Origin of the sequence: Psychrobacter sp. P11G3 (assembly GCF_001435845.1) — a bacterium.
In the GTDB taxonomy this organism is placed as follows: domain Bacteria; phylum Pseudomonadota; class Gammaproteobacteria; order Pseudomonadales; family Moraxellaceae; genus Psychrobacter.
The window spans coordinates 2,466,215-2,486,403 of record NZ_CM003596.1 but is presented as its reverse complement, the minus strand read 5'-3'; the positions used below and the strand labels follow the sequence as shown (position 1 = coordinate 2,486,403).

The 20,189-nt window shown below is 42.2% G+C and carries 15 protein-coding genes and 1 tRNA gene; 9 read left to right on the top strand and 7 right to left on the bottom strand.

All coding sequences use genetic code 11. From position 1 onward, the window contains the following. Window positions 1-182: 182 nt before the first annotated feature. The 5 genes from AK824_RS09975 to AK824_RS09955 all read left to right on the top strand — a co-directional run bounded on the left by AK824_RS09975 (window position 183) and on the right by AK824_RS09955 (window position 6,594). Window positions 183-2,540 carry a heavy metal translocating P-type ATPase gene (locus AK824_RS09975; protein WP_057761176.1) on the top strand — a complete coding sequence of 786 codons (2,358 nt, stop codon included), beginning with the start codon at window positions 183-185 and terminating at the stop codon, window positions 2,538-2,540. 326 nt (window positions 2,541-2,866) lie between these two features. Continuing rightward, the gene (gene eno / locus AK824_RS09970; protein ID WP_057761174.1) at window positions 2,867-4,183 is read left to right on the top strand and encodes a phosphopyruvate hydratase; all 1,317 of its coding nucleotides are present in this window, start codon (window positions 2,867-2,869) and stop codon (window positions 4,181-4,183) included. 166 nt (window positions 4,184-4,349) lie between these two features. Next, on the top strand, window positions 4,350-4,658 hold the full coding sequence (locus tag AK824_RS09965; protein WP_057761172.1) for an FtsB family cell division protein: 309 nt from the start codon (window positions 4,350-4,352) through the stop codon (window positions 4,656-4,658). Between the two features lie 167 nt (window positions 4,659-4,825). Further along, entirely contained in the window at window positions 4,826-5,554 is a 729-nt protein-coding gene (gene ispD, locus AK824_RS09960) for a 2-C-methyl-D-erythritol 4-phosphate cytidylyltransferase (protein ID WP_227511155.1), read from the top strand. Window positions 5,555-5,985: 431 nt separating this feature from the next. Further along, a complete protein-coding gene (locus AK824_RS09955) occupies window positions 5,986-6,594 on the top strand; it encodes a BLUF domain-containing protein (RefSeq protein ID WP_057761169.1) in 609 nt (202 codons plus the stop codon). A gap of 239 nt (window positions 6,595-6,833) precedes the next feature. Here the strand turns inward: AK824_RS09955 and AK824_RS09950 are convergent. The 4 genes from AK824_RS09950 to pyrC form a co-directional block, all read right to left on the bottom strand. Further along, window positions 6,834-6,909 (bottom strand) — tRNA-Glu (locus AK824_RS09950). A 52-nt stretch (window positions 6,910-6,961) separates the two neighbouring features. Beyond that, window positions 6,962-7,159, bottom strand: coding sequence for a hypothetical protein (locus AK824_RS13715; protein WP_134292217.1), 198 nt, complete (start codon window positions 7,157-7,159; stop codon window positions 6,962-6,964). Between the two features lie 280 nt (window positions 7,160-7,439). Beyond that, complete coding sequence (gene rnt / locus AK824_RS09945) at window positions 7,440-8,120, bottom strand: ribonuclease T (protein ID WP_057762574.1); 681 nt, start codon at window positions 8,118-8,120, stop codon at window positions 7,440-7,442. Window positions 8,121-8,390: 270 nt separating this feature from the next. After that, on the bottom strand, window positions 8,391-9,461 hold the full coding sequence (pyrC, locus tag AK824_RS09940) for a dihydroorotase (RefSeq protein ID WP_057762571.1): 1,071 nt from the start codon (window positions 9,459-9,461) through the stop codon (window positions 8,391-8,393). Window positions 9,462-9,796: 335 nt separating this feature from the next. Between pyrC and AK824_RS09935 the strand changes: the two genes are divergently transcribed. Beyond that, window positions 9,797-11,035: an argininosuccinate synthase gene (locus tag AK824_RS09935; RefSeq protein WP_057761167.1), complete on the top strand. Its 1,239-nt coding sequence runs from the start codon at window positions 9,797-9,799 to the stop codon at window positions 11,033-11,035. Between the two features lie 144 nt (window positions 11,036-11,179). Here the strand turns inward: AK824_RS09935 and AK824_RS09930 are convergent, their stop codons facing one another. Beyond that, complete coding sequence (locus AK824_RS09930; RefSeq protein ID WP_057761166.1) at window positions 11,180-12,448, bottom strand: hypothetical protein; 1,269 nt, start codon at window positions 12,446-12,448, stop codon at window positions 11,180-11,182. A gap of 140 nt (window positions 12,449-12,588) precedes the next feature. Here AK824_RS09930 and AK824_RS09925 point away from each other — a divergent pair, with 140 nt between their 5' ends. Next, window positions 12,589-13,104, top strand: a complete 516-nt coding sequence (locus tag AK824_RS09925; RefSeq protein ID WP_057761164.1) for a L,D-transpeptidase — start codon at window positions 12,589-12,591, stop codon at window positions 13,102-13,104. 150 nt (window positions 13,105-13,254) lie between these two features. On the opposite strand, the gene AK824_RS09920 is transcribed toward AK824_RS09925, so the two are convergent. Both AK824_RS09920 and AK824_RS09915 read right to left on the bottom strand, forming a co-directional pair. Continuing rightward, the gene (locus tag AK824_RS09920) at window positions 13,255-14,853 is read right to left on the bottom strand and encodes a CYTH and CHAD domain-containing protein (RefSeq protein ID WP_057761162.1); all 1,599 of its coding nucleotides are present in this window, start codon (window positions 14,851-14,853) and stop codon (window positions 13,255-13,257) included. A gap of 153 nt (window positions 14,854-15,006) precedes the next feature. Then, entirely contained in the window at window positions 15,007-16,593 is a 1,587-nt protein-coding gene (locus AK824_RS09915; RefSeq protein ID WP_057761160.1) for an isocitrate lyase, read from the bottom strand. 698 nt (window positions 16,594-17,291) lie between these two features. Here AK824_RS09915 and AK824_RS09910 point away from each other — a divergent pair. Together AK824_RS09910 and AK824_RS09905 are read left to right on the top strand one after the other, a co-directional pair. Then, window positions 17,292-18,281, top strand: coding sequence for a LysR family transcriptional regulator (locus AK824_RS09910; RefSeq protein ID WP_057761159.1), 990 nt, complete (start codon window positions 17,292-17,294; stop codon window positions 18,279-18,281). Between the two features lie 402 nt (window positions 18,282-18,683). Then, window positions 18,684-20,057 (top strand): NAD-dependent succinate-semialdehyde dehydrogenase, encoded by a 1,374-nt coding sequence (locus tag AK824_RS09905; RefSeq protein WP_057761157.1) that lies wholly within the window; start codon window positions 18,684-18,686, stop codon window positions 20,055-20,057. Window positions 20,058-20,189: the final 132 nt, after the last annotated feature.

The window sequence follows — 20,189 nt, the reverse complement described above, 5'->3', positions numbered from 1 at the left end:
GGTTTTTTAATGATTAACGATTATGAGTCTTCAGTCTCGATACATTGATATTTTGCTACTTTGTTTAAAATATTAATAACAAATACGATATTACCCAATTCCTTTATTTGAATTTTTTGCCCACCCACTGATATTTTATCGTGGTTCCTACGAATTTATAGGCACCATGACGAGTTTTATTTATGAACGATACCACCCGTACTACCAAAGATGAGTCTTATGATGTCGAAACTGATGTTGAGTCCAACACGCCACTGACACCGCAACGCGCGCATTTGCAATTAGCGATTGATGGCATGACTTGTCAGGCCTGCGCTTCAAGAATCGAGAAGGTGCTTAACAAAAAGCCTTCGGTGTATGAGGTAAGTGTGAGTTTTGCTGGCGAGACTGCCAATGTTGATTATGATCCAACCCAGACGACGCCTGAACAGGTGACAGAGTGGGTGAATAAAACGGGCTTTGTGGCTAATGTGCAGGCAGCCGATAGCTTATTTGCTCAGACTGACGAAGATACCGCCACTCAATACCCATGGCGTTTGATCGGATTATGGGTTTGTTTGGTGCCGTTTTTGGTGGGTATGGTAGGTATGTTGGCGGGTTTTGGTATGGCGTGGATGCCGCCAGTCTGGGTGCAATTTATTTTAGCGACTGTAGTACAGTTTGGCTTGGCGTTACCGTTTTATAAGAGCGCATGGGCATCTATAAAAGGTGGCCTTGCCAATATGGATGTGCTGGTGGTCATTGGTACCGTGACGATATGGGCGTATTCGACTTATCTATGGCTCACGCACGGCGATGGTACTTTAAACAGCCTATTGCAAAGTGGGCATCTGGGCGGACACGGTGCTGGTAACAGCCCAGCCGTATATTTTGAAGCAGGGGTGATGGTCATTGCCTTTGTGCGTACAGGTAAATATCTTGAGGAACGTACCAAGAAGCACAGCCTAAACAGTATTGATTTATTATTGTCATTGACACCTGATGAAGTAGAGCAGCAGCAGCCAAATGGTGAATTTCATAATATTGCGTTGTCTGATGTACAAGTAGGTGACATCCTACGTGCAAAGCAAGGCAGCCGCGTCGCTACAGATGGTACCGTCATAGAAGGCAGCGGTTGGTGCGTGGAGAGTCATTTAACTGGCGAATCAGTCGCACTCAAAAAAGAGCAAGGCGATGGATTGCTGGCAGGTGCCTTGGTAGAGAATGGCAGTCTGCTATACCGTGTCAGTGCGAAGGGCAGTGATACGAAACTCGGCGATATGGTACAAGCGTTGAGTGATGCACAAGGCTCAAAAGCCAATCTAGCGCGTCTCGCTGATCGAGTAACGGCTATTTTTGTCCCTGTAGTGGTAACGATTGCGTTGGTTACTTTTGGGGTCACATGGTGGCTAACAGGTATGGTTGATACTGCTTTAATGCACGCAGTATCGGTATTGGTCATTGCTTGTCCTTGTGCACTTGGTTTGGCCACGCCAGCGGCAATTATGGCGGGTATGGGCGTTGCTGCGCGTCATGGTGTGTGGTTCAAGGATGCGCAAAGTCTTGAGGCAGCAGGTAATATCGATACGGTAGTACTCGATAAAACAGGTACATTGACCATTGGCAAGCCTACTATCGTCGATCATGTCATGGTTGATAAATCGCTTGCTGTGGACGATGTATTGCAGATTGCCGCCAGTGTCGAGGCGCATGCCAGTCATCCACTAGCAACGGCTCTGGTAAACACAGCTAAAGACCGTCAACTGTCTCTATTTAATGTGACTGACATCAGTGTGATAAAAGGCGCTGGTATACAAGCAAATATCGAAGGGCTTGGATTAGTAAAAGTGGGTACGGCAGAGTTTGCGAACTTGACGTTGCCAAGATTCATGCCAAAAGTATGGCAAATTGCTAGTACCGTTGCGATTAGTATCAATGATGAGCCATTAGGCGCGTTTGCACTAGCCGATGACTTAAAGGCAGATACGCCGCAAGCAATCGCTGCACTACAAAATGCAGGTATTAATGTCATTTTGATGAGTGGTGATAAGCAGTCCGTCGTCGATCATGTAGCAGGGCAGTTGGGTATTGATAAGGCTTATGGCAAGATGAGCCCACGTGACAAGGCCAGCCAAATTGCACTATTGCAAACTGCTGGTCATAAGGTAGCGATGGCAGGAGACGGCGTTAATGATGCGCCAGCGATGGCTACTGCTGATGCCAGTTTTGCGATGTTTGAGGGAACTGATGTCGCGCAGCATAGTGCTTCTGCACGTCTAATGGGTGAGTCGCTCATGCATATCGATGCCGCGCAAAAAATCGCTCAAGCGACGCTACGTAATATTAAACAAAATCTGTTTTTTGCCTTTATTTATAACTGTCTAGGTATTCCGCTTGCTGCGTTTGGGTTTTTGAATCCGATGATTGCCGCCGCTGCTATGGCGCTTAGCTCCATCTCAGTACTTATGAATGCACTACGATTGACACGGTTTAAGACAGAGGTTGAGCTAGATAATACGGTATCCACCTCTCATACGGATAAAGAACACATAGCGAAATAATAGCTATCATATCTGCCTAGGTCTTCTATAAATATAAAACAGATAGCTATCGCATATATGTATCTCTTAGATTGTTTTTATGACGGCAAGTCGGTGTAAGATAAGGGAAGTTTGGTAAAATATATGCTATGATGCCAAGCACTATAGCCGACTATTAATCTGCTCCATACACCTCTAATCGTTAGGCAACGATAGCCACAAGATAGAAAGGTATGAAGGGTTTTTAGGGTTACGCGCTATATGATATTTTGCTTTATCTTTTTTGTATGCTAGCTGCCGTTATTTATCTCACAAACTTGGCATGACCAAAGGAATTAACAGACATTATGTACGCTGAAGAAACCAACAACGTCACCGCAATTAAAGACATTCGCGCTCGTGAAATTTTAGACTCGCGCGGCAACCCAACTATCGAAGCTGATGTTATTTTAGCTGACGGTACTGTCGGCCGTGCTGCTGCTCCAAGTGGCGCATCAACAGGCTCACGTGAAGCGCTTGAGCTACGTGATGGCGACAAGACCCGCTTTATGGGTAAAGGCGTCAAAAAAGCCGTTTCTAATGTCAACAGTCAAATTCGCAGTGCCTTGATTGACAAAGATGTGACTGAGCAACAGGCCATTGATGATGCCATGATTGCACTAGATGGTACAGAAAATAAAGAAAGCTTGGGCGCCAATGCCATGCTAGCTGTGTCACTTGCGACAGCAAAAGCAGCAGCCAAGTCACAGAATTTGCCATTACATCAATACATTGCCAATCTACGTAATCAAACGTCGTTGACCATGCCTGTGCCGATGATGAACATCTTGAACGGTGGCGAGCACGCTGACAACACGGTTGATATCCAAGAGTTTATGATTGAGCCTGTAGGCTTCACAAGCTTCTCAGAAGCGCTGCGTGCTGGTACAGAGATTTTCCATAGCTTAAAGTCTGTGTTGAAATCACAAGGTCTCAACACTGCCGTTGGTGATGAAGGTGGTTTTGCACCGAACCTACGTAGCAACGAAGAAGCCATTACGGTTATCATGCAAGCGATTGAACAAGTTGGCTACAAAGCTGGTGAAGATATTCATCTTGCGCTAGATTGTGCGGCTAGTGAGTTTTACAAAAATGGTCAATACGTTTTGGCAGGCGAAGGTAACAAAGCCTTTGATAGCCAAGGTTTCTCAGACTATCTAGTTGGGCTGGCACGTCAGTATCCTATTATCTCTATCGAAGATGGTCTTGACGAGTCGGATTGGGATGGCTGGAAATATCTGACCGAGCAGATTGGCGATAAAGTCCAATTGGTTGGTGATGATTTGTTTGTGACCAATCCTGCGATCTTGCAAGAGGGTATCGATAAGCATATTGCCAATGCTATTTTGATTAAATTTAATCAAATTGGCACCTTGTCAGAAACGCTAGATGCGATTTATATGGCTAAGAAAAATGGCTATGCAACCATCATTTCACATCGTTCAGGTGAAACGGAAGACAGCACCATTGCAGATTTGGCTGTTGGTACTGCTGCAGGCCAGATCAAAACTGGCTCGCTATGCCGTTCAGACCGCGTAGCGAAGTACAACCAATTGCTACGTATCGAGCAGCAAGTACGCGCAAGCTACCGTGGCCGTGAAGAGTTTATCGGTCTACGCGGCTAAGAGTTTGACTGGCTCTTTGGCGTATAATATACGTTAAGTAATATACGCTAAAAAGCCTAGACTCATTAGCTGAAGTCAATATTTGGGCGATATATAATCATTTGTATATCGCCTAATCAGCTTAAATTTTACTATCCTCTTTTATACCGTTTGGCGTTATCACCTTATGAAATATTTTAGCCAATTTATACTACTTGCTTTAGCCGTTGCAGTGCTTTTAGGATTGCAATATCAGTATTGGTTGGGTGAAAATGGCCGTTTTGAACACAATAAGTTGACGGCCCAAATTGAAGAGCAACAACGTTTGAATGACAATCAAGTTGCAGCAAACAACTTACTACGCACCGATGTTCAAGATTTAAAAACGGGGCTTGAGGCCGTAGAAGAGCATGCTCGCTTAGATTTAGGTTTAATCAAACCCAATGAGACTTTTGTCCAAGTATCCACCGCACCAACCACGCACAGCAACTATTAGCTTTATAAATACACTAGCCTTCACGAATACACTAATTTCTACGACATGACTTAATTTTCATGACGTAGCATTATAATGTTGTTATCTGACAACATTCATCACACTTAACACCTGCTTTATTCCTCTTTACATATACTGTCATGGGCTTAAACCATGAGTACACTACTATGAATACAACCCCTAATATACATGCCATGATCGTCGCAGCTGGTCGCGGTAGCCGTTTTGGTGCGTCTATTGCCAAGCAATATACAATGCTAGAAGGTCAGACGCTGTTGCAGCATAGCGTGGCACGACTTGCTTGTAGCGATTACATCGATAATTGTCTATTGGTCATATCAGCCGATGACAGCACGGCGCAACAATTAGAGTTTGCACTTCCTGTACGCTATGCAGTCGGCGGAGCAGAGCGTTGGCAGTCAGTACAAGCAGGCGTTGAAGCAATTAGTCAGACAGGTGCTGATGATTCGGATTTGGTGCTTATCCATGATGCAGCACGTCCCGCTGTACCGAATGTAGATATCGATCAAGTGATTGAAGCCGCGATGCTGGAGCCTTACGGCGCTATTCTAGCGACACCAGTGGCTGATACGTTAAAAGCTTCCTATCAGCTAGCTACCTCCGCAGAAGAGAGTCGTCCACATTCTTATACCAAATCTACCATTGATCGTAGCAACATGTGGCAAGCACAAACCCCGCAAGTATTCCGTTTAGGTCAATTAAAAAAAGTCCTAAATTATGTGTTTGAACATCAGCTAAGCATCACAGATGAAGCCAGTGCTTTTGAACAACTAGATTTACCAATACGCTTAGTCTCTGGTAGTCGCCAGAATATAAAACTGACCTATCCTGATGATGCGGTACTGTTAACAGCGATTATGGGGCTTCAGTCTTAGCCTCAATCCTACTTCTGTTAACGAGTATCAGTTTTACTCCTTTTATACTTAATGGTGGCCATGATAAGAATTATGGCTTCAGTAATCACTATATCCTCGTTAAAACTTTCCGTACTATTTCAAAAAAATAATGAATCCAAAAGTCAACTATCACTAAAGCTTATACTAAGAATATATATAATCTACTTTGGAATATAATATGGTTATTACATATGTTTTTTGTGTCTGAGCAGGCCTATGTCCAGTAATAGGTTGCTTTAATGACCAAACTAACCTATGATGTAACTAACTTAATACAATTAATATAAAAACTTATAAAATCAATAATATATCAGACCGATTCATTACGCTTAGTTATGTTGTCTCTATATTTTTTCTGAAGTTAGTATGATTGTTTTAGCGACATTTACCTGATAATAGGGAGAAGCTGATTGTCAACAATCAACGATTCAACAAATCCAGTAACGCCAGATCTCTGCCAGCTTGTATATATAAGCCGGATTACCTCTACTGGTCTTTCAAGTCCTAGCACGCTTAATGATATCTCAGAGACCGCGGTTGAACGCAATAAAATAGATAATGTCACGGGTATTCTTTGCTATGGCAATGGCTACTTTTTACAGTGTGTCGAAGGATCAGAGCAGGCACTAACCAATCTAAAAAATCGTTTGTTGGTGGATGATCGACATAAAGAATTAAAGATTTTAGATTTTTCTGAAATTACCAAACGCCGTTTTGCCGGTTGGTCATTACGTTCGATTACCCTTGAGCGTTGGATGACTAAAGAGCCTGAGCTTAAAAAGTTAATGCCATTTAAGCCGTATGAATGGGATTCTAATGAGTGGCAGAAGTTCTTAGACATATTGCAAGGCTACTATGAAGAGCAAACGAGAACAGGCAACGTCGATACGCCTCCTGTCAAATACAGCACGCTAGGGGTGACTTTAAGTAAGGTTGTAGGGCAGCATCAGGCGTTCTTTTTAATCCAGACGATATTGGGATTGATGATAGTGGCTACGTTGCTATGGTTGCTGCTGTAATCGACAGATATGAATAAAGTACCCATTGAGCCAAGCTATATTTATAGTTAATAAGACAACTAAATAGAAAAAGCCAGCATTCAAGTGATGCTGGCTTTTTTATTTAAAAGAATAAGTTGGCTCTTAATGACAGACATAAAAAACCCAGTTCATAATAAATTATGAACTGGGTTTTTGGTGGTACGCTTATTAGTCTAATCTAGTGCTAAGCAATAGTGCTAACAAGTGACGCCAAATAGTGGCGTCCCCAGGGGGATTCGAACCCCCGTTACCGCCGTGAAAGGGCGGTGTCCTAGGCCTCTAGACGATGGGGACTAGTAACAACACTTCAACTGCTTTCACCATTTATGCTGAAGTGGTGCGTATTTTAATAGCGTCGGCGCTTCCTGTCAAGCCTTTTTCTACGTCTTTTTAAAATTAAATATCTTTTTTTAATTGCGCGACGAGGATGTAGGTCATTTCGCTTTAAATGATAGCGAATCCATAAAGAAGTACAGGCGCTAATCGTCAATGCAAGCAGCATATAACCGAGAATGGTACCCCATAACTTGAGCTGTGGATCCATAATAAAGTCCCTCCTATTAATCTTGATAGTGCTTGCTATCAAGACAGGGTGAGCAACTTAAACCATCTATAGGATATAACTACATCGCTTAAGAGTGATATTTTATCATCAGACCGTTATTCATATCCAATAAAACAACCACATCTGTAATCAATAAATAGTTCCGTCTATTTATTATGATATCAATCATATCCCTATTGATTGCCAAATCAAGATGTCAAAGTCATCAAGTATTACAAATAGCACTATTATGTATGATTGGCAATATAGGATGTGTGACTTATTGACTGTCGCTATCAGCTGACTCTTCTTTCGCCTCTTCATTATGCAGTGCATTGGCCAACATAGGGTAGTTATTTAGTATATGACAGAATAGCTCAGCAGTCTTTTGAGTGTCATACAGAGCTGAGTGAGCATTCTTACCATCAAACTCTAACCCTGCTGCTTTACAAGCACGTGCTAGGACAGTTTGACCAAATGCCAATGCTGATAAGGTGACGGTATCGAATACTGAAAAATTATGAAATGGATTGTGGTTTTTGCTATTGGTTCGTAGCACAGCTGCATTTAAAAAAGCCAAGTCAAAATGGGCATTGTGTCCAATTAAGACACATTGACGGCATTCTTCGTCACGGCGTACGTCTTTTAACCCTTTAAAGATGCGGCGCAATGCTGTCTTTTCATCTTCCGCAATAGCTTTGCGCATTGGGTTTTTAGGGTCAATACCGGTAAAGGCAAGGGCACTTGGCTCTAAGTTTGCACCTTCAAAAGGCTCGATATGAGCGTTGAAAGCTTCACCTGGATAAAATACACCTTGCTCATTCAGTAAGACAGGGATACAGGCAATTTCTAACAGTGCATCGGTCTGGGCGTTGAAGCCTGCTGTTTCCACATCGACGACGACAGGCAAGAACTTACGAAAGCGGTCTTTTAATGCCATAGGTGCTTGCTCATCTGTCATTGAAGCTGCATCTTCAGCGGAAGCGTTTAGAGTAGCATCAAGACTGGCAGATTTAGGATTTGATAAGTCTTCGTCAGGCAAGGTCGCTATGTTTTGATTGGTCATATAAAGTTAAATCACTTTTATCAGTCGTACTAATATATTGAATAAGAAATAAGCATCCTATGATACTAACTGTACCTTTAGTACAAAGACATCTACTACAAAGGTATCATCAATATCATAGGATAAAATAATAGGTCATTCATTGAATGCTAAGCTTTGCGGGCGTTAAGCCTTAATTGACCAAGGTAGCGTTTCACCTGCCATTAGGGGAGTCAATGATGCACCATCAAAATAAGGATAGTCAGTTGGTACTTGCATAGGCGTGTTAACAAGCGTGATAGTGCTTTCATTTAGAGGTAAACCGTAGAACTGAGCGCCAAAACGACTGGCAAAACCCTCTAACTTATCTATCTTTCCAACACTATCAAAGGCGGTCGCATACAAAGGCAGCGCCGTGGCTGCACTATAGCAACCGGCACAGCCACAAGCGGCTTCTTTTTTATCTGTCGCATGTGGCGCAGAGTCAGTACCTAAGAAGAACTTTGGATTACCACTAGTAGCTACATCTAATAGCACTTTTTGATGGCTCTCACGTTTTAAGATAGGTAGGCAATAAAAGTGCGGTTTGATACCACCAACCAATAGATGATTGCGGTTAAACATCAAATGCTGCGGCGTAATAGTCGCAGCAACATGGTTGCCTTGTGACAATACAAAATCTGCCGCATCGCTAGTAGTGATGTGCTCTACTACTATTTTCAATGTAGGGAATTTCACGATAATTTGTGCCAGCACTTCATCTAAGAAACGTTTTTCACGATCAAAGATATCTATATGGTCTTGGGTCACTTCACCATGAATCAGTAGTGGCAAGTTGTACTTTTCTAAAGCTTCAAAGACATCGACGCAAGCATTAATATTGGTGACGCCATCTGCAGAATTGGTAGTCGCTCCAGCAGGGTAGAGTTTGACTGCCTGTACAATACCTGACTGCGCTGCCAACTCGATATCTTGGGCAGTGGTATTATCCGTTAAATATAGAGTCATACGCGGATCGAAAGCTGACTTGCGCTCAAGACTTAAATCGCTTGTTGCTAATTGCTCCATGATACGTGTGCGATAGGCAATCGCATCTTGCGCATTTTTGACTGGAGGCACAAGGTTTGGCATACAGATGACACGGTTGAAGCTGCTTGCTGCATGAGGTACGGTCGTGCTCAAGGCTAGATCGTCACGCAAATGAATATGCCAGTCATCTGGCTGAAGGATGGTCAATTCTCTAATCGAATCAGTCATAGTGTCAAAGCGCTCTATATCGTCAAATAAAGGAAACAAAAGGGAGTGATACTGTGGGTCTATCATAACAGATTTGCCCACTTGACTAAATATAAGGCTAGATATCTGTACATAATTCATCGAGCTAAGATGAATATCTTATGTTTAAATGATGTTTAAATGTTGGTGGCAAAAATGAGGTTGACTAGAATTTAAGTCAAAAGCGTATGCCTTATGGCAGTTAGACTTTTGCCCATAGTAAATATGATGTACACTGAGCAGGTAATTATCGTTCGACTTGCTTTCGATTTGATCGTCGCCTTTTCTAAAACTATATTTCATAATAGGAGTTCTTCATGGCTCAACTTGATCCAAAAAATATTAATAAAATCGTCTTGGCTTATTCAGGTGGTCTTGATACCTCAATCATCGCTAAATGGCTACAAGAAACTTATGATGCGGAAGTAATCACCTTTACCGCTGATATCGGTCAAGGCGAAGAAGTTGAGCCAGCACGAGCCAAAGCTCAAGCAATGGGTATCAAGCATATCCATATCGAAGATTTGCGCGAAGAGTTCGCTCGTGATTACGTATTCCCTATGTTCCGTGCTAACGCCATTTACGAAGGTGAGTACTTACTAGGTACGTCTATTGCTCGTCCATTGATTGCCAAGCGTTTGGTTGAGATTGCTAAAGAGCATAACGCCGATGCCATCAGCCATGGTGCGACTGGTAAAGGCAATGACCAAGTTCGTTTTGAGCTAGGTGCTGTTGCTTTGTCACCAGACGTAGTAACCATTGCTCCTTGGCGCGAGTGGGATCTATCAAGCCGTGAAAGCTTGATGAAATATGCTGAAGAGCATGATATCGCCATTGATTATGCGGGCAATAAGAAAAAGTCTCCTTACTCAATGGATGCTAACTTACTGCATATCTCTTATGAAGGCGGTGTCCTAGAAGAACCGTATACTGAAGCAGAAGATGATATGTGGCGCTGGTCTGTCAGCCCAGAAGAAGCACCTGATGAAGCGCAATATCTAGAACTAGAATACGAAAAAGGCGACATCGTTGCTATCGATGGTGAAGCACTTAAGCCTTATGAAGTCATGATTAAGCTGAACGAAATCGGCGGCAAACATGGCATCGGCCGTTTAGATATCGTTGAAAACCGTTACGTCGGTATGAAGTCACGTGGTTGCTATGAGACGCCAGCGGGTACGATTATGCTAAAAGCGCATCGCGGTATCGAATCACTAACGCTTGACCGTGAAGCTGCCCATCTAAAAGATGAGCTAATGCCGCGCTACGCAAAAATCATCTATAATGGCTATTGGTTCAGTCCTGAACGTATGATGCTACAAGCATTGATTGACAAATCACAAGAATACGTCAACGGCACTGTACGTGTAAAACTATATAAAGGTAGCGTGAGCGTTGTTGGTCGTAAATCTGATGATTCGTTATTTGATGAAAAAATCGCCACTTTCGAAGATGATGCGGGCGCTTATGATCAAAAAGACGCAGAAGGCTTTATCCGTCTAAATGGCTTACGTCTAGCTATCGAAGCTAGCCGTGGTCGCGATTTATCTAAGTAAGTTTTTTGGCTACTGATAGCCAATTCGTAACTTAGATCGCACAAAAAAAAGAGACTCTATGTTGATAGGGTCTCTTTTTTTATGGTTAATAAATGATTGCTAAAACGGTTGCTTTGAGAGTAGCTATTTCAAAAGTAAAATGCTTTACTCAGTTTTTTCCGTTTCTACAACGTTAGATTCCTCTTCATCTACCATTACGATGGCTACGTCTTGCTGTTGGCGCTCATCAATGGCATCTTGTTCTAATACTTCTTCAGTTGCCAGGATCGCACCGTCAGATTTTTGCGATTGGTACTTTAAGGTAGCGAGCGCACCAAGGACACCAACGACAAGTATGATGATAAGAATGACAGGATTTTTCCATAGTGGTGTAGAAGCTTCATACTCGATAGGCTTTTCACTAGTAGTGGTCGGTGTATTGTCGTTATTGCCGCCGATTAGTCCCAAACTTACTAAAGGCGGTTTAGGCGGATTGGCTGGTTCAGAATTAACGCGCAGTCGATTTCGACTGAGATAGATATCTGAGATTTTGGCCAACTGCAATAACCAACGTTGATGTGGTAAGGCAACGGCATGCATCTCCGTAAATACCAGCATATCGTTGTGACGACCCTGCTGTAGATTGTCAGGTGAGCGTCCAATCGCTTTTAGATAATTGCCTGTTGCCATTTGCATGTCTTGCACAGGTTCATAGTTTTCAGGTTTGAATCCAGACAGTTCATACCAGTAAGGATCAAAAGAAGGTGGAGTGCTTGATAACTGCTCAGCATTTAATAAAGTACGTTCCGCATTATTCTCTGAGTTGTTCTCTATCACTTCAACAGCTTTAGTAGTTGATTCGGGCAGGTCACTATTGCTTTCTGTCTCAGCAGATGAGGTATGCGTATGCTCTGGGCTAAATCGGGCCGCTGATAAAAACTGTGGTTGTAGTGCAAACCATTTATTGATCTCATCACTGTCTAGTTGACTGTATTCTGTCAGGATAGCTAATTCACGCAGCACAATCACGCACAATGAGGTGAGTAGAGTTTGAGCCTGCTGCGTCGTTGCATCGATCTTTTCAGCGATATGTTCGCTTGCCTTTATGACACGGGCATTGTCACTAAATACGGCATCTGCCGCATCGTGACGATGGTAGAGTGTGGCGCTAATGGTTGCAAAGTTCATTGAGTTATACTGTCGTAACTCTTTGACAGCACCACGACCAAACAACTTTTTGCTGACTGCCTGTCCCTGATGACGCTGCTGATAGGCGAGAAGCGCACTTACGATGGCTTGTAGACTGGCATCCATCCCTAAGCGAGCTTGCGGTAGAGAGAGCTGTGCCGCATCGGCCAAAAGTGACAGCATAGGCTGGGTATCATGATATAAAAAATCATACATCGACACACGTGTCGGTGAAATAGTCGTCATAATCTGCTAGCATCAAAAAGTGTGCCCCTATATTACGGTGCCAAATGTCTTGATACAATCCCTTGATAATAGAAATTTTCAATCATTTTACTAATAACCTTGATAGTAATCTGATGAATGACTGATAGTCGGAAGCATTTATGACCAATAATAAGACGCTTGATAAACAACTCGTGATTAATATCGCTGAGCAAACATTAACGATGTACCAGCAGCAGACTGAGGTTGCGAGATACGTAGTCTCCACTGCAAAGAATGGAATTGGTAGTCAGCAGGATAGTGGTTGCACGCCGCTCGGTAGGCATGTCATTGAACAAAAAATAGGTGGTAGTGAGCCTATGAATGCGGTATTTGTCGGGCGTGTGCCGACAGGTGAGATATACGATGCAAATCTTGGTGAGCTACATCCTAAGCGTGACTGGATATTAAGCCGTATTCTTTGGTTAAGCGGTCTTGAAGAAGGGTTAAACAAAGGTAGTAATGGCCAAGGTGGTTGCGATACTTATGAGCGCTATATCTATATTCACGGTACACCAGATACTGAACCAATGAGTATTCCGCTATCACATGGCTGTATCCGTATGCGTAATAAAGATATTGTAGAATTATTTGAGCAAGTAGAAGAGGGTATGCCCGTTACGATTGTGGCTAATTAGGTCGTGTTGCGCACAAATTTAACTATGGCGCTGACAGAAACTATTTCAAAACAATAAAAAAGACAGTCTTTTATATAACAAGCTGTCTTTTTTATGGAGCAGTTTTACTTTATGAAAGCAGTATCCGTCATAAACATAATATTCCTACTTTTACCAAAACGTTGAGCTATCTGCAAATTTTGCTAAACGTGCATCAATATGACTTTGGTCATCAGTCAGTATAGCTGTAAACCAACCCGCACCATATAAAGCATTAGCATCTGTTGTTGATTTCAACTCATAAAACTGCTGATATTGATTATCATCGTTCAGTTGTTCTAACGATTTTTGCGCTTTTATCAGCCGTTTTAGCCAACGTTTGGTTTTCTTTTTAGCTTTTTTCTTACTTAGTAAAGGTGTGGAAAATTCACTGATGTAACGCAAATCTCTTAACTGATTGAGCAACTCGCTTTCAGACTGGCCATTATCATGAGTGTCTGTGCTTACCTCTACGTCATCGCTCACAAGCTCAGCAACACTTACTTCATCACTTACTTCGTCAGCTTTTTTATTGGTTTTAAGGCATTTTTTATATAGTTTAGAGAGGACTTTCGTTAGCTTATCGCGGGCAAGCTGATCAGTCTGAGGTTCAATGCTTGGGTCGCTCATGGCAAAGGCAATCAGCTCTAGCAAGGTTATCTGAAAGTCATTGGCTTGCAGCGTATTGATAGGTGTGATTTTGATATTCTCGATATCTGTCGTCCAGTCAACGGCAGGCGCGCCACATGCTTGTAGCTCAGGTTCGATCTGTGTATTGATATAAGCAAGTTGATAGTAATCGCTAAGCAAGGTTGCAGTTTGCTTTAGTATCGGCAGCCATTCAGGGTTAATTTCATCAGAGAAGTCAGCAAATGCTTTCAACGCAGTACGCAAGCGATCAATACCAATCCGCAACTGTAGAATATGATTGTCATCTATACTGCCAGCGACGATAGCACTGCTATTTGGTAGTATCTGTAATAAGCAATTATGTACGACCGCACGTATAAAGGCAGGCGCACTACTGTCTTTGTCTATTTGCAATTGACTTAGGTTTGCGTTGACCGCTGGACTGTGATTTTGTCCGTTAATAAGTAAACCGCCGTTTTCAGCTTTGGTAACGGTAGATAGACACAGCTTATAGCGCTTGCACCATGTTTTGGCAGTCGTAAATAGAAAATCTAAATCTCCTGACACCAATTCAAATTCTATCTCTTGAATAGCTTTGCGTAGCGAGTCATCAGTACCATGAATAATCTCTCCCTGATCGTAAGCCATTTCGATACAGTTATCGGTTTCATCCTCATTACTTTCTGTTAGCAACCGCGTAGTGCGCTCGACGTCAGTAACATAAAGTCGCGTCAGATTTTTCGCTAACTTTTTAAGTTTAAAATCAGCCAATGCTGCAGCGATTGGAGTGTCTCCATATATTGTCAAATCAGGCATCAGCTCATTATTATCGAGCATTATTTGTACTTGCTCATTATCGAGTACAGCATTGTGCTCCAAGCGTGCGGCGATACCATCACCACCAGCTTTAATGGTTTGGACCCATGTATCGCCTTCTTTGCGAATACGCAGACCGATACCTGCCTGTGCAAGCTGTTGATCAGGCGTATCGTAATAATGTGCAGCCAGTTGCGTCACTTGTGAGGATTTAACGTGCGTTTGACGCATTAAACCCTTTAGCCGTGACTCTGGTACCAAAAACTTCAGCTCTATCTCTTGCATATTAGCTCCTAATAATTCTGCCTGATGGCTCTGATCGGTGGTTGTGATAAACCATTATTAGTCTACCATTCTCTGATTATTTAAACCGTAATAAAAAACCGCCCTACATGATGTAGAGCGGTTTTTTGATAAATACTGCTAGTCTGTCGGTTATTAGAACTGGTTCATCGTGTTCTTGCCGCCGCCAGCTTTCAGAGCGTTATCGCCTGAGAAGATTTCTTTGTGGTCATCGCCAAGGTCAGAACCAGCCATTGCTTGGTGCTTAACACAAGAGATACCTTCGCGGATTTCTTTACGCTGTACGCCAGCTGCATAAGCAAGCATGCCTTCTTCACCGAAGTAACCTTTAGCAAGTTCATGAACGCTAAGAGCAGTCGTGTGGTAAGTCGGTAGCGTGATTAAGTGATGGAATACACCAGCTTCACGTGACGCATCACGTTGGAAGTTCTTAGCGGCTACATCAGCTGCTGCATCAAGATCAGTACCGTCGTAATCAGCACTCATCAAGTCATCTTTATTGTATGCAGAGATGTCTTTGCCTTCTTCTTCCCACTGAGCGATAACTTGCTTACGGAAGTTAAGCGTCCAGTTGAATGATGGGCTGTTGTTGTATACGAGCTTCGCTTTAGGCTGTTGCTCTTTAATACGGTCAACCATTGATTTGATATGTGCAACGTCTGGAGTCGGTGTTTCGATCCATAGTAGGTCAGCGCCGTTTTCTAGGGCCGTTACACAGTCAAGTACAACACGGTCAATGTTGGTCTCTTCACGGAACTGATACAGACCGTTAGGTAGACGAACTGGGCGTACTAGTTTGCCGTTGTGCTTAAGTAGGCTGTCGTTTTCTTGAGCGTTTTCTAGCGTTACTTCTTCCATTTCGATGAAATCGATGTATTTAGAAGCAAGGTCGCCTGGCTCATTTGATACTGGGATTTTTTGCGTTAGTGATGCGCCTTCAGAATCAGTACGAGCAACGATAACGCCGTCTTCAACACCAAGCTCTAAGAATGCATAACGGATAGCGTTTAGTTTAGAGATGAAGTCTTCATGTGGTACAGTTACTTTACCAGCCTGGTGACCACATTGCTTAGCATCAGATACTTGGTTTTCAACCTGAATGGCACAAGCACCAGCTTCGATCATTTGCTTAGTCAATAGGTAAGTAGCTTCTTCGTTACCGAAACCTGCATCGATATCAGCGATGATTGGCACAACATGTGAATCAAAGTTTTCGATTTTTTCTAGGATAGCTGAAGTGTCTTGGCCAGCTTCTTCAGCAGCGTTTAGCTCACGGAAGTAGTCGTTCAATACTTTAGCATCTGCTTGACGTAAGAAGGTGTAGATTTCTTCGATTAGCTTAGGTACTGAGGTTTTTTCGTGCATAGATTGGTCAGGTAGTGGACCAAACTCAGAGCGTAGGGCAGCTACCATCCAACCTGAAAGGTAGATATAAGTTTTAGAAGTCGTACCGAAATATTTTTTCTTAGCGTACATAGTTTGCTGTGCAACAAAACCATGCCATGCACCTAAAGACTGCGTGTACTGAGACGTATCATTGTCATAGTCTTCCATGTCTTGACGCATGATTTTTGCAGTATATTTTGCGATATCCAAACCCGTTTTGAAACGGTTTTGTGACATCATACGTGCAGCATCAACTTCGCTAATGTTCTGCCAGTTGCCGTGCTTTTGCTTTAATTCACGTACTAAGTCGATCGCTGATTTATATGCAGTTGACATCTATAGTCTCCTTGGTGGGGTGTAAAAACAAATAAGTTAATTGTTAAAATAATGGGTCTGTCGTTTTACTAAAATCCGCTTTACTAAAACCTTTGTACTAAAAAGTAATATTCAAAATTTGGTCTATCTTTTATCTATCGAAGCTCTATTTACCCTAAACAAACCGCTAGGCTATTACAAGAAATTTGCTGAACTCAACAGTTGAAAATAATTGCTGGTTTATAAATATTTATCGATTCTCACTATATGTCTAAAAGGTATCTGAATACTTAATAGCCAGTGATGTCATAATTGGTAGCAAGAGATGTTACAATAATGAGGCCAATTAACCGTATTTAACGACTGATAAAAACCATTAATATATTACTTAGCGACAATATTTAATCGGATAAAAACAGCTTATGAACTCAAAGTTCACTATCCATGCTGCAAATCCTTTATAGAACTCACTATAACCACCTTACCAAGATTTATCTAATTTATGATAGTTATCTTTGGTATTTCTGTATGATATAATGTTTATATAACAGGGTCTTACGATAGGTTGAATGAGTTATAATGCAGATCTATCAGGAAAAACCAGAACCAAATTAGTAAAAAATAATGAAATTATGCTGTGATAGTGCACAAATCACCGTAGCAGCACTACAAATGCCAGCCTTAACATGGTGTTTATTCAAAAGCCAAGAGAACCAAATATGAATTTGCAGCGGGTTGATTTAAATTTATTAGTCCATCTAGATGTGTTGCTACGAGAAAAAAACGTTACTCGCGCAGCCGAGCAGCTTGGGATTACTCAGCCTGCTATGAGTAATATCTTGCGCCGTTTGCGTAAGCTGTTTAATGATCCATTATTGGTACGCTCATCTGAGGGCATGACGCCGACTGAACGCGCCCTTGAGCTACAGCCGCGTATCCGCGAGATACTCGCTGACTTGACTCAGGTGTTGGAGCCACGTACTGAATTCCGCCCTTATAGTACCTCTCGTGTGTTCCGTATCATGACATCGGATTATGCCGAAGCGACCCTAGTACCTAAGCTGGTAAAAGCACTACGTTCTGAAGCACCCAATGTGATTTTGGACTTTTTGACTCCATCAGACGTCTCTTACCGAGATATGGAGCAGGGACGAGTTGATTTAGCGATTAACCGTTTTAATGAAATACCTCAAAGCTTCCATCAGGTTCTAGTATGGCGTGATACTTTTAGTTGCTTATTATCTTCTGACAGTCCTTATGCCAATCGTTTTAATCTGAAAAACTATCTAAAAGCACAGCATGTCTGGGTATCTAAAACCGGTATGGGCGTGGGTTTTGGGGTCAATCCAGAGAAATCTGGTGGACTAGGGTCTATTGATCAAGCCTTACAGCGCCTTGGGCAAAAACGCCAAATCAGTGTCTTTACTCGACATTATCAAATGCCTGCTATGCTTGCAGCAAATAAAGATTTGATAGCGACTTTGCCCACGCGTGTGGCAAGAATGCAGGCGAATAATGACAGCATTATGATGGAAGATCCGCCGTTTTTTATCCCTGAATTTGAGCTTACGATGGCATGGTCTCCTTTGTTGCAGCATCACCCAGCCCATCGCTGGTTACGTCAGTTAATTATGCATGTGGCACGACAAGTCGTTGCTGAAGAAGAAAATCCGCCACAAGAGATACCTGTCATTAATCATTTGTTTTGATTGGTTTGTGTGAGTTGAATCTATCTTTTATTAGAGCGAAATGTTGCTGATTATCTGAATTTTTAGTAAGAGTATTTTTCTTTATCCCCCACTATACATAGTTATTAGACCAGCCACTAGGCTGGTTTTTTGTGTTCTAGCATTTAATAGTTAGTATATGATATGTAGTTATACTTAATAACTCAGTCACACTATTAACATCTTCAACACACTTCACAATATATTGTAAAACTCTTCATCAAATAGCTTGTTAAGATAACGGCAGATAGAAAACGAGCTACCAATAGATTGTGCTATCGACGTAAATTTAATAATTAAAGCTGTCACAGCAAAATAACTACGAGTGGCAATAAACTCGATCATAAATCCCAAATATAAATTCGAATAATAAGGACAGTAACTATGTCAGACATTACTACTATTAACCCAACCACGGGCGAAGAAATCAGTAACTACAATTATATGAGCAACGAAGAAGTCAACAAGATTGTCGATGCTTCACATAACGCATTTCTAGAATGGCGTACAGTGAGTCACGAAGAACGTGGCCGTGTCATCAAATCTATCGGTGATAAGCTGATGGAATATAAAGAAGAGCTGGCTAAACTGATGACTGAAGAGCGCGGCAAGTTACACAGCCAAAGCATGCAAGAGATTGATCTTTGCAAAGCCATCTGTGATTACACTGCTGAAAATGGCGTCGCTTCTTTAGCTGATGATGTACGTGATATCGAAAGCATGAAAAAAGGGCTAGTGACGTATCAACCTATTGGTATTATCTACGGCATGCAGCCTTGGAACTTCCCAGCGTATCAAGTATTCCGTTATACCATCGCAAACTTAATGGCAGGTAATAGTGTTCTGCTAAAACACGCATCTAACGTAACAGGCTCTGGTCTACTAATTGAAAAAATTCTTCATGAGTCTGAATTACCAAGTGATTTGTTCCGTACGATTATCATTGATCATGACCAGTCAGAAGCATTGATTGGCAATGACAAAGTACGCGGCGTGACATTGACAGGTAGTGACAAAGCAGGCGTGATCGTTGGTCAGCAAGCAGCTAAAGCGATTAAGAAAGCTGTACTAGAGCTAGGTTCAAACGATGCGTTCATCGTACTAGGAGATGCTGACATCGAAACAGCAGTAGAAACTTGTACTCAAGCACGTCTAATCAATAACGGTGAAACTTGTGTAGCAGCCAAACGCTTTATCGTAGTCGATAGCGTATATGATGAGTTCCGTAAGCGTATCGTTGAGAAATTTGAAGGTACTAAAGCGGGTGATCCAATGGATGACAGCTCAGATATCGGCCCATTAGCACGTGCAGATTTGCGTGAGCAGCTACATGAGCAAGTAGAGCAAAGTGTGGCTAAAGGTGCAACGATTGCTGTTGGCGGTAAGGTACCTGAAGGTAAAGGTAGCTTCTATCCAGCAACTATCTTAGAGAACGTTGAAAAAGGTCAGCCTGCATACGATGACGAACTATTTGGCCCTGTCGCTTCACTAATTCGTGCCAAAGATGAAGAAGACGCAATGCGCATCGCTAACGACAGCCGTTATGGTTTAGGTGGCGCGATTTTCTCGAAAGATGAAGAGAAAGCCGTTCGTTTAGCACGTGAGCAATTTGATACAGGTATGGTCTATATCAATGGTTATGGCCTAGCTAATCCTGCACTGCCATTTGGTGGCGTGAAAAACTCAGGCTATGGCCGTGAGCATGGCGGCTTCGGTATCAAAGAGTTTGTCAACATCAAAGCGGTTCACGTATTCTAAGAATGAACTAATTAGACAAATTAGCTAAATAGATAACTATTTACGATTTTAAATGATAGTAAATAGTTATCAAATAAAAAAGCCCAGTTACTCATTACGAGTAGCTGGGCTTTTTATTGAGCTATATAAAGC

Excerpts from the sequence above, each read along its gene's own strand:
- AK824_RS09975 (WP_057761176.1), top strand. The coding sequence starts at position 183 with ATGAACGATACCACCCGTACTACCAAAGATGAGTCTTATGATGTCGAA.
- eno (WP_057761174.1), top strand. The coding sequence starts at position 2,867 with ATGTACGCTGAAGAAACCAACAACGTCACCGCAATTAAAGACATTCGC.
- AK824_RS09965 (WP_057761172.1), top strand. The coding sequence starts at position 4,350 with ATGAAATATTTTAGCCAATTTATACTACTTGCTTTAGCCGTTGCAGTG.
- ispD (WP_227511155.1), top strand. The coding sequence starts at position 4,826 with ATGAATACAACCCCTAATATACATGCCATGATCGTCGCAGCTGGTCGC.
- AK824_RS13715 (WP_134292217.1), bottom strand. The coding sequence starts at position 7,159 with ATGGATCCACAGCTCAAGTTATGGGGTACCATTCTCGGTTATATGCTG.
- rnt (WP_057762574.1), bottom strand. The coding sequence starts at position 8,120 with ATGACAGATGAGCAAGCACCTATGGCATTAAAAGACCGCTTTCGTAAG.
- pyrC (WP_057762571.1), bottom strand. The coding sequence starts at position 9,461 with ATGACTGATTCGATTAGAGAATTGACCATCCTTCAGCCAGATGACTGG.
- AK824_RS09935 (WP_057761167.1), top strand. The coding sequence starts at position 9,797 with ATGGCTCAACTTGATCCAAAAAATATTAATAAAATCGTCTTGGCTTAT.
- AK824_RS09930 (WP_057761166.1), bottom strand. The coding sequence starts at position 12,448 with ATGACGACTATTTCACCGACACGTGTGTCGATGTATGATTTTTTATAT.
- AK824_RS09925 (WP_057761164.1), top strand. The coding sequence starts at position 12,589 with ATGACCAATAATAAGACGCTTGATAAACAACTCGTGATTAATATCGCT.
- AK824_RS09920 (WP_057761162.1), bottom strand. The coding sequence starts at position 14,853 with ATGCAAGAGATAGAGCTGAAGTTTTTGGTACCAGAGTCACGGCTAAAG.
- AK824_RS09915 (WP_057761160.1), bottom strand. The coding sequence starts at position 16,593 with ATGTCAACTGCATATAAATCAGCGATCGACTTAGTACGTGAATTAAAG.
- AK824_RS09910 (WP_057761159.1), top strand. The coding sequence starts at position 17,292 with ATGAATTTGCAGCGGGTTGATTTAAATTTATTAGTCCATCTAGATGTG.
- AK824_RS09905 (WP_057761157.1), top strand. The coding sequence starts at position 18,684 with ATGTCAGACATTACTACTATTAACCCAACCACGGGCGAAGAAATCAGT.